The following is a 9,312-nucleotide window of genomic DNA, read 5'->3' on the forward strand; positions in this document are numbered from 1 at the left end:
ATTTCTATTTCGGTATGTTTCCTTATTTGTTCTATAAGTTCATAACCATAGTACTCCTTATTTTTGAGTACGTTCAGGATAATGAAAGTTAGCGTCCCTTTCTTTACCTGCGATTTCCAATTTGTTACAAATGTTTCATTCATTTGGTAAATGTATAACAAAATACATAGTATAACAAAGTATATAACCAAATGTTTTTATTTAAATGTTTAAAATAATGAAAGTCAGTATTTTAAATATTTAATATTTCACTTTCTGAAGTTTTTATGATTGTGTTTTCGCTTGTAATGCGTTTGCTTAAGATTTTTATCCTGACCAATGATACTTATTGTGCCGTCAATTTCTAACATACAAAGTTTGACATCTGCATAATGTTCAATACCATGTTCACGCATGGCTTCTTTTAATTCATTGTCTGAAATGTCTAATTTATTCAAGGCTTTAAAATCTAATTTTCCATCGTGAATTAGAATTTCAGGCTTATCTAATAATAAATTATTCAGGATTTTATATTTGTAAGTTAATTTTTTGATAATAAAATTTATTACAAATAAAACTAAGGCAGCTACTAATCCTCCTAACAGACTTGTGTTCGGGCCAACCATAGCATTTTGAACTGAATTGCTAATCAGTAAAATTAAAATAATATCAGCTGTATTTAATTGCGAGAGTTCTTTTTTTCCAAAAATTCGTAACGCAATCGTCATAAAAAAATAAACGGCAACACTTCTAAAAGCAATATCAATGTAGGAGTAAAGTACCATTTTATTTTAATTTAAAAATCTTTGTCAAATTTAAAAAACCTGACAAAGATTGGGGATTAATCTTTCTAATTAATTAAAGAGAAAAAAGTATTATAACTTAAAATTTTTCTCAATTGCTCTGATCATTTCACCGGCAATATCTTTATTGGTTGCTCCTTCAATTCCTTCAAGACCAGGAGATGAATTTACTTCCAATAACAATGGACCTTTTGAAGAACGGATAATATCAACTCCCGCCACTTTCAAGTCCATGGCTTTAGCCGCTTTTATGGCTATCTTTTTTTCTTCAGCTGTTACTTTTATAACTGAAGCTGTTCCGCCAAGGTGGATGTTAGCCCTAAATTCTCCCGGCATTGCTTCACGCTGAATGGCAGCAACGACTTTTCCGTCAATAACGAAACAACGGATATCTTTTCCGTTGGCTTCTTTAATAAATTCCTGAACCAAAATATTGGCATTTAGGCTTTTAAAAGCATTAATAACACTTTCTGCAGCTTTTTTTGTTTCAGCCAAAACAACGCCTTTTCCTTGTGTTCCTTCTAATAATTTTACGATTAACGGCGAACCTCCAACCATTTTAATTAAATTGTCGGTATCTAAAGGAGAGTTGGCAAAACCAGTTGTAGGAATATCAATTCCGCTATTTAAAAGCAATTGCAGTGAATATAATTTATCGCGTGACTGTGTGATGGCAGAAGCTGAATTTAAGCAGAACACTTTCAACGCTTCAAACTGACGCGTCAACGCACAGCCATAAAAAGTTATGCTTGGTCTAATTCTCGGAATAATAGCATCAAATTCATTCAGTATTTTTCCGCCACGATAATGAATTTCAGGAGTTTTAGCATCCAGTTTCATATAGCATTCCTTTATATTTAAAAAATGCATTTCATGGCCGCGCATTTCTCCAGCTTCCATAATTCGTTTGTTACTGTATAATTCAGGATTACTGGCCAAAAGTCCAATTCGTAAACCGGAAGTTGCTTTTTCAGAGTTTTGGTATAATTCTTTTAATGTTTCGGTTGATGGTTGTCCTAATAGATATTTTTCCTCAGGATCAACCAATACGCGACCGCTCATGGCTTCACGGCCTAAAAGCATACGGAAACCCATAGAATCACGATTAGTTAAAGTCATCTCTATAGGCCATTTAATTTCTCCCAGTTTAATACTGGTCTGAATTACATAACGATGTTCCCTGAAACCGCTTGAACTTTTTACGATTCTTTTATCCACTAACGGAGCTTCACAATGGATAATAGTTTTAATATTATTTTGAATCGGATTAATATCAAATTTTACCCAATTGGCATCATTTTTTATAAACGGAGCTATATTTATTGCATGCATTGCTGAAGTTTTAGCACCAGAATCAACACGAGCTTTTATTGTTGGGATTCCTAATTCTGGAAATGCACACCATTCTTCACTTCCTAAAATGACTTTATTTTGAAACATATATTGTTTTGTATTATAGAATTTTAATATTCAAAAGTAACTATTTGCTTTTATTAAAGATAGTGAATTATCTAAAAAAAATACCCGTTAAGTTATGAAAACGTAACGGGTATATTATTTTTATTATAAATTTTAAATTATCTAAAGATTTTTAGGTTCTTCTGCTTTATGAATTTCTACTGAAAGTTCCTGAGAATCATCTTTTAAATCCATCAGAATTTCATCTCCTGAATGAATTTTAGAAGTAATGATTTCTTCAGCCAACAAATCTTCCACATATTTTTGAATCGCTCTTTTTAGAGGTCTTGCTCCAAATTGTCTGTCGAAGCCTTTTTCAGCAATAAATGCTTTTGCTTTATCAGTAAGACTTAAGCTATAGCCAAGTTCAGAAACACGGGCATATAATTTTTTAAGCTCAATTTCGATAATCAAATCGATATCATGTTTTTCTAAAGCATTAAATACAATTACATCATCAATTCTGTTTAGGAATTCAGGAGCGAAAGTTTTCTTTAATGCATTTTCAATAATGCTTTTCGAATTTTCATCAGCCTGAGCCACTTTAGCAGCAGTTCCAAATCCTACACCTTGTCCGAAATCTTTTAACTGACGCGCTCCAACATTTGATGTCATGATAATGATCGTGTTTTTAAAGTCGATTTTGCGTCCTAAACTATCTGTTAAATATCCATCATCTAAAACCTGAAGCATCATATTGAATACATCCGGATGTGCTTTTTCAATCTCATCCAAAAGAACAACACAATAAGGTTTTCTGCGAACTTTTTCAGTTAACTGTCCTCCTTCTTCGTATCCAACATATCCCGGAGGCGCTCCAACTAAACGAGAGATTGCAAATTTTTCCATGTATTCGCTCATGTCTATACGAATTAACGCATCTTCAGAATCGAATAGTTCTTTTGCTAAAACCTTCGCTAACTGAGTTTTACCAACTCCTGTCTGACCTAAGAAAATGAACGAACCGATTGGTTTGTTCGGATCTTTAAGTCCGGCTCTGTTACGTTGAATAGAACGTGCAATTTTAAGAACAGCTTCGTTTTGACCAATTACTTTGTTCTGAATCAACTCAGGTAATTTGGCTAATTTGTTGCTTTCTGTCTGTGCAATTCTGTTTACCGGAATTCCGGTCATCATAGAAACAACATCGGCTACATTATCTTCTGTAACTTCAATTCTGTTGTTTTTAGAATCTTCTTCCCATTGTTCCTGAGCTATAGCCAGGTCTTTTTCAATACGTTTTTCATCATCACGAAGTTTGGCAGCTTCTTCATATTTTTGTTTTTTAACTACCATATTTTTGTTTTCACGCACTTCTTCCAGCTGACGTTCTAAATCTAAAATTTGTTTTGGGACATCAATATTAGTTATGTGTACGCGAGAACCAGCTTCGTCAAGAGCATCAATAGCCTTGTCCGGTAAAAAACGCTCAGACATGTATCTGTTTGTTAGTTTAACACAAGCTTCAATGGCTTCCTGAGAATAAGTAACATTGTGGTGATCTTCGTATTTGTCTTTTACATTATTCAAAATCGCAATAGTTTCTTCAACAGATGTTGGTTCAACAATTACTTTCTGGAAACGTCTTTCTAAGGCTCCGTCTTTCTCAATATATTGTCTGTATTCATCAAGCGTAGTAGCACCGATACATTGTATTTCGCCTCTTGCTAAAGCAGGTTTGAACATATTAGAAGCATCTAGTGAACCAGTTGCTCCGCCAGCACCTACAATAGTATGAATTTCATCAATGAAAAGAATGATATCATCATTTTTTTCAAGTTCATTCATTACAGCTTTCATTCTTTCCTCAAACTGACCTCGGTATTTTGTTCCGGCAACCAAACTTGCCAAATCAAGCGTTACTACACGTTTATTGAAAAGAATACGGGAAACTTTCTTTTGGATTATACGTAATGCCAGTCCTTCTGCAATAGCAGATTTACCAACTCCGGGCTCTCCAATAAGAAGCGGGTTGTTCTTTTTTCTACGACTAAGGATTTGTGACACGCGTTCAATTTCTTTTTCGCGTCCTACAACCGGGTCTAATTTTCCTTCCTCTGCCATTTCTGTTAAATCTCTCCCAAAATTATCTAAAACGGGAGTTTTTGATTTTTTGTTTGACTTATTGGCCGGATTGTTAAAACTACTTTCTTTTAGACTGTCATCTTGTCCTGAATCATCATTATAAGATTCGTTTTTTGGCAAGTTTTCTAAGAATTCTTCTTCGCTTGGAGTCATATTTAAATATTGTTCTTTAGCTATATCATAATCAATTTTTAGTTTATTCAATAGCTTGGTTGTTGGATCGTTTTCATTTCGTAAGATGCATAAAAGCAAGTGTGCCGTGCTAATAGAGGAACTCTGAAATACCTTAGCTTCGAGAAAGGTTGTCTTTAGTGCTCTCTCTGCCTGTCGTGTAAGATGAAGATTTTTCTTTTCCGCATTTACTTCAACGCTCTGATTAGCCGGACTCAGTATTTCTACCTTCCTGCGTAAATGATCTAAATCGACTGCCAGGTTATTAAGGATATGAATGGCTTTTCCGTTTCCATCCCTTAAAATGCCCAGCATTAAATGTTCAGTACCAATAAAGTCGTGACCTAAACGAAGCGCCTCTTCTTTACTGTATGTAATAACATCTTTTACTCTTGGTGAAAAATTATCATCCATAATATATAGTTAGGTATTGTAAATTTAGTGAATTAGTGTTTGAAAAACAAAAACCATACCTTTCAGGAACACCTGTCAGCTAATAGACAAAAAAAAAGATAATAAAACAGTTAAAAAAGGCTTAATTTATTAACCAAAACGTAAAAAAAAGTTGTTAATAAATCATTGAAATTAGTGTAAGAAATTAGGTTTTAAAATTTCAAAAATCCGTATATTGGCACGTTTTGAAACTAATATAATTATTTAATATAACAACTTATGTCTGAAGGAGAAAAGTTAATTCCTATTAACATTGAAGATGAAATGAAATCAGCCTACATCGATTATTCGATGTCGGTAATTGTATCCAGAGCGCTTCCTGATGTTAGAGATGGCTTGAAACCAGTGCATCGTAGAGTGCTTTACGGAATGTATGATTTAGGAGTTTTTTCGAATAAAGCCCATAAAAAATCCGCCAGAATTGTCGGTGAAGTTTTAGGAAAGTATCACCCTCACGGAGATACGTCTGTTTATGATGCGATGGTACGTATGGCTCAGGAATGGAGCATGCGTTATCTTTTAGTAGACGGTCAGGGTAATTTTGGTTCAGTAGATGGAGATAGCCCTGCTGCAATGCGTTATACAGAGGCAAGAATGAAAAAGATTTCGGAAGAAATCATGGCAGATATAGAAAAAGAAACAGTTGATTTTCAATTGAACTTTGATGATACTTTATATGAGCCAAAAGTAATGCCTACCAGAGTTCCTACATTATTAATAAATGGAGCAACAGGTATTGCAGTTGGTATGGCTACTAATATGCCTCCCCACAATTTAACTGAAGTTATCAATGGAACGCTGGCGTATCTTGATAATAATGATATAGAAATAGATGAATTAATTACACATATTAAAGCCCCTGATTTTCCAACGGGTGGAATAATATATGGTTATGAAGGTGTTCGTGAAGCTTTTAAAACAGGTAGAGGACGTATTGTAATGCGTGCTAAAGTTGGTTTTGAGGAAGTAGACGGAAGAGAATCTATTATTGTTACCGAAATTCCATATCAGGTGAATAAGGCTGATATGATCAAGCGTACAGCTGATCTGGTTAACGATAAAAAAATTGAAGGTATTGCTAATATTCGTGATGAATCAGATAGAAATGGTATGCGTATCGTTTATATACTGAAACGTGATGCTACTCCAAACGTAGTATTGAATACCTTATATAAATTTACACAACTACAATCGTCCTTCAGTGTAAACAATATTGCATTAGTAAAAGGCCGCCCACAAATGCTGAATCTGAAAGACATGATTCACTATTTTATTGAGCACCGTCATGATGTAGTAGTTAGAAGAACGCAGTTCGAATTACGTAAAGCTGAGGAGAGAGCCCATATTTTAGAAGGTTTAATAATTGCTTCTGATAATATTGATGAAGTAATTGCATTAATAAGAGGTTCTAAAAATACGGAAGAAGCACGTGAAAAATTAATCGAAAGATTTAAATTATCAGATATTCAGGCTCGTGCAATTGTTGAGATGCGTTTGCGTCAGTTGACAGGTCTTGAGCAGGATAAGCTAAGAGCTGAGTATGAGGAATTAATGAAATTAATCGATCATTTGAAAGCTTTACTGGCAGATGTAAATTTAAGGACTAATTTAATCAAAGAAGAATTAGAAGAAATTCGTGAGAAATATGGCGATGAGCGTCGTTCTCAAATTGAATATTCTGGCGGAGATGTAAGTATTGAAGATTTAATTGCCGATGAAAATGTAGTAATTACGATTTCTCACGCAGGTTATATCAAACGTACCAATTTAACAGAGTACAAAACACAAAATAGAGGAGGAGTAGGACAAAAAAGTGCAGGAACCAGAGATCAGGATTTCTTAGAGCATATGTATGTGGCAACGAATCATCAATATATGATGTTCTTTACCCAAAAAGGAAAATGTTTCTGGATGCGTGTTTATGAAATTCCTGAAGGAAGCAAAACGGCAAAAGGCAGAGCGATCCAAAACCTGGTAAATATTGAAAGTGATGATAAAGTAAAAGCTTTCATTTGTACACAGGATTTAAAAGACAAAGATTACATCAACAGTCATAACCTTGTAATGGTTACAAAATTAGGTCAGGTTAAGAAAACTTCTTTAGAGAAATATTCTAAACCAAGGGTTAATGGTGTTGCTGCCATTACTATTAAGGAAGGTGATGAATTATTGGAAGCAAAATTAACTAACGGAGAAAGTCAGATTATTTTGGCTGTTAAATCTGGTAAGTTAGTTCGTTTTGAAGAAACAAAAACACGTCCGATGGGAAGAACTGCTTCCGGAGTTCGTGGAATTACCCTAAAAGATGATACTGATGAAGTAATTGGTATGGTTACGGTTGACAAAGACAATATCAACGATTCGCAAATTTTAGTGGTAACTGAAAACGGATATGGGAAACGTACCAAATTAGTTGATGAAGATGGTGAAGATGTTTACAGAATCACGAATCGTGGGGGTAAAGGTGTGAAAACACTTAACATTACAGAGAAAACAGGAAAACTGATTTCGATTAATGCAGTAACCGATGCTGATGATTTAATGATTATCAACAAATCCGGATTAACGATCAGAATGGCTATTGAGGATTTACGTGTAATGGGTCGTGCGACTCAGGGAGTTCGATTGATAAATCTAAAAGGTAAAGATTCAATTGCTGCTGTAACAAAAGTGATGAAAGACGATGTTGCAGAAGTTATAGTTGACGAAGAAGGAAATGTTATCGAATCTGTAATCGAAAGAGTAAAACCGGATTTGGAAGTTCTGGAAGATGAAGGAACAGTTGAAGACGACGACGATGCTGATGAAGAATTAGAAGAGGAAGATGATGACTCTGAAGAAGAAGAATCTGAAGAATAAACTAAATTAAAAGATTTAAAATTAAATACACAAATTGAATATTATGAAAAGTAAATATGTAATACTTGCGTCAGCATTATTGATTTCAGTAGCTACTTTTGCTCAAAAAGATCAGATTAAAAGTGCTGAAAAAGCTTTAAAAAGTGGAGATGCCCAAGGGGCAATTACAATATTAAATGATGCTGAAAATATGGTAGCAAATGCCAAAGATGCAGAGCAGGCCCAATTTTATTTTGTCAAAGGAAATGCTTATTTAGAGCTTGCTGACAAAAGTGTAGAAACAGGGAAAAATCTCTCATTAGCAGCAGAAAGTTATAAAAAACTAATTGATTTAGAAAACGCTTCAGGGAAACAGAAATATGCAACTCAGGCAGCTACATCAATTACTCAAATTAAAGGAAAATTAATTAACGCAGCTATTGCTGATACTCAGTCAAATAAACAAAAAGAAGGTGCTAAAAAGTTATATGATGCTTATTTATTGGATAAAAAAGACACGATTAATTTATATTATGCAGCCTCTACATATGTAAATGCACAAGACTATGATGCTGCACTTACGGCTTATGATGAACTGAAAAAATTAAATTATTCAGGTAAAGGAACGAGCTATATTGCCGTTAATAAATTATCTGGTGAAGAACAAGGTTTTAATACTGCTAATGAAAGAGATATGGCAGTCAAATTAGGTACTCATGAGAAACCTAAAACTGAAGTTATCACTTCAAAAAGAGGTGAAATCTATAAAAATATTGCTTTGATTTTAGTTCAAAAGGGACAAAGTGAAGATGCTAAAAAAGCGATTTCCGATGCACGAAAATCTAATCCTGATGATACTTCATTAATTCTTACAGAAGCTAATTTATACTTGGAATCAAAGGATTTTGAAACTTATAAAAAATTAGTTGGAGAGGCATTACAAAAAGATCCAAATAATAAAGAGCTTATTTTTAATTTAGGTGTTATTAGTGCAAATGCAAACAATGCTGCTGATGCTGAAAAATATTACCTTAAAGTTATAGAAATCGATCCAAATTATGCAAATGCATATCTTAATCTTGCTGCATTAAAATTAGAACGTGATAAAACGATCCTTGATGAAATGAATAAATTAGGAAATTCAGAAAAAGATAACAAACGCTATACTGTTTTAAAAGCACAGAGAGAAACTCTTTTTAAAGGTGTTATTCCTTATCTTAAAAAAGCCAATGAATTAGATCCTAAGAATGAAGACGTAAAGAAAACCTTATTAGGTGTTTATAGTGCTTTGGAAATGACTGCTGAAGCAAAAGCTCTAAAAGCAAAAGGTTAATTAAATAAGTTATAAAATTATTTGGATTTGCAATTATAAAGTCTATACCATTTTTAATTACTCAGGTTTTAGTCGACACTGTCCTAAAAAGTGTGTAATTTTAAAAATAACGGGGTTTGACTTTTTAATTAAAGTTGAACCCTTTTTTCAAATATAGTTAAGAACTGATTGAGTATTAATCCCCAATTATGG

At 33.6% G+C, this 9,312-nt stretch carries 5 protein-coding genes; 2 read left to right on the forward strand and 3 right to left on the reverse strand.

All coding sequences use genetic code 11. The features are described 5' to 3' along the window. Window positions 1–248: 248 nt before the first annotated feature. The 3 genes from ABI657_RS18160 to ABI657_RS18170 all read right to left on the reverse strand — a co-directional run bounded on the left by ABI657_RS18160 (window position 249) and on the right by ABI657_RS18170 (window position 4,910). Entirely contained in the window at window positions 249–764 is a 516-nt protein-coding gene (locus ABI657_RS18160) for a YetF domain-containing protein (protein ID WP_348098685.1), read from the reverse strand. A gap of 90 nt (window positions 765–854) precedes the next feature. Further along, complete coding sequence (gene rimK, locus ABI657_RS18165) at window positions 855–2,222, reverse strand: 30S ribosomal protein S6--L-glutamate ligase (RefSeq protein ID WP_348098686.1); 1,368 nt, start codon at window positions 2,220–2,222, stop codon at window positions 855–857. Between the two features lie 141 nt (window positions 2,223–2,363). Beyond that, window positions 2,364–4,910 carry an ATP-dependent Clp protease ATP-binding subunit gene (locus tag ABI657_RS18170; protein WP_348098687.1) on the reverse strand — a complete coding sequence of 849 codons (2,547 nt, stop codon included), beginning with the start codon at window positions 4,908–4,910 and terminating at the stop codon, window positions 2,364–2,366. A 258-nt stretch (window positions 4,911–5,168) separates the two neighbouring features. Here ABI657_RS18170 and gyrA point away from each other — a divergent pair, with 258 nt between their 5' ends. Next, window positions 5,169–7,808, forward strand: a complete 2,640-nt coding sequence (gene gyrA / locus ABI657_RS18175; protein WP_348098688.1) for a DNA gyrase subunit A — start codon at window positions 5,169–5,171, stop codon at window positions 7,806–7,808. Between the two features lie 43 nt (window positions 7,809–7,851). After that, window positions 7,852–9,120: a tetratricopeptide repeat protein gene (locus ABI657_RS18180; protein ID WP_348098689.1), complete on the forward strand. Its 1,269-nt coding sequence runs from the start codon at window positions 7,852–7,854 to the stop codon at window positions 9,118–9,120. Window positions 9,121–9,312: the final 192 nt, after the last annotated feature.

Origin of the sequence: Flavobacterium sp. (genome assembly GCF_039930565.1) — a bacterium.
Lineage (GTDB): Bacteria > Bacteroidota > Bacteroidia > Flavobacteriales > Flavobacteriaceae > Flavobacterium.

Excerpts from the sequence above, each read along its gene's own strand:
- ABI657_RS18160 (WP_348098685.1), bottom strand. The coding sequence starts at position 764 with ATGGTACTTTACTCCTACATTGATATTGCTTTTAGAAGTGTTGCCGTT.
- rimK (WP_348098686.1), bottom strand. The coding sequence starts at position 2,222 with ATGTTTCAAAATAAAGTCATTTTAGGAAGTGAAGAATGGTGTGCATTT.
- ABI657_RS18170 (WP_348098687.1), bottom strand. The coding sequence starts at position 4,910 with ATGGATGATAATTTTTCACCAAGAGTAAAAGATGTTATTACATACAGT.
- gyrA (WP_348098688.1), top strand. The coding sequence starts at position 5,169 with ATGTCTGAAGGAGAAAAGTTAATTCCTATTAACATTGAAGATGAAATG.
- ABI657_RS18180 (WP_348098689.1), top strand. The coding sequence starts at position 7,852 with ATGAAAAGTAAATATGTAATACTTGCGTCAGCATTATTGATTTCAGTA.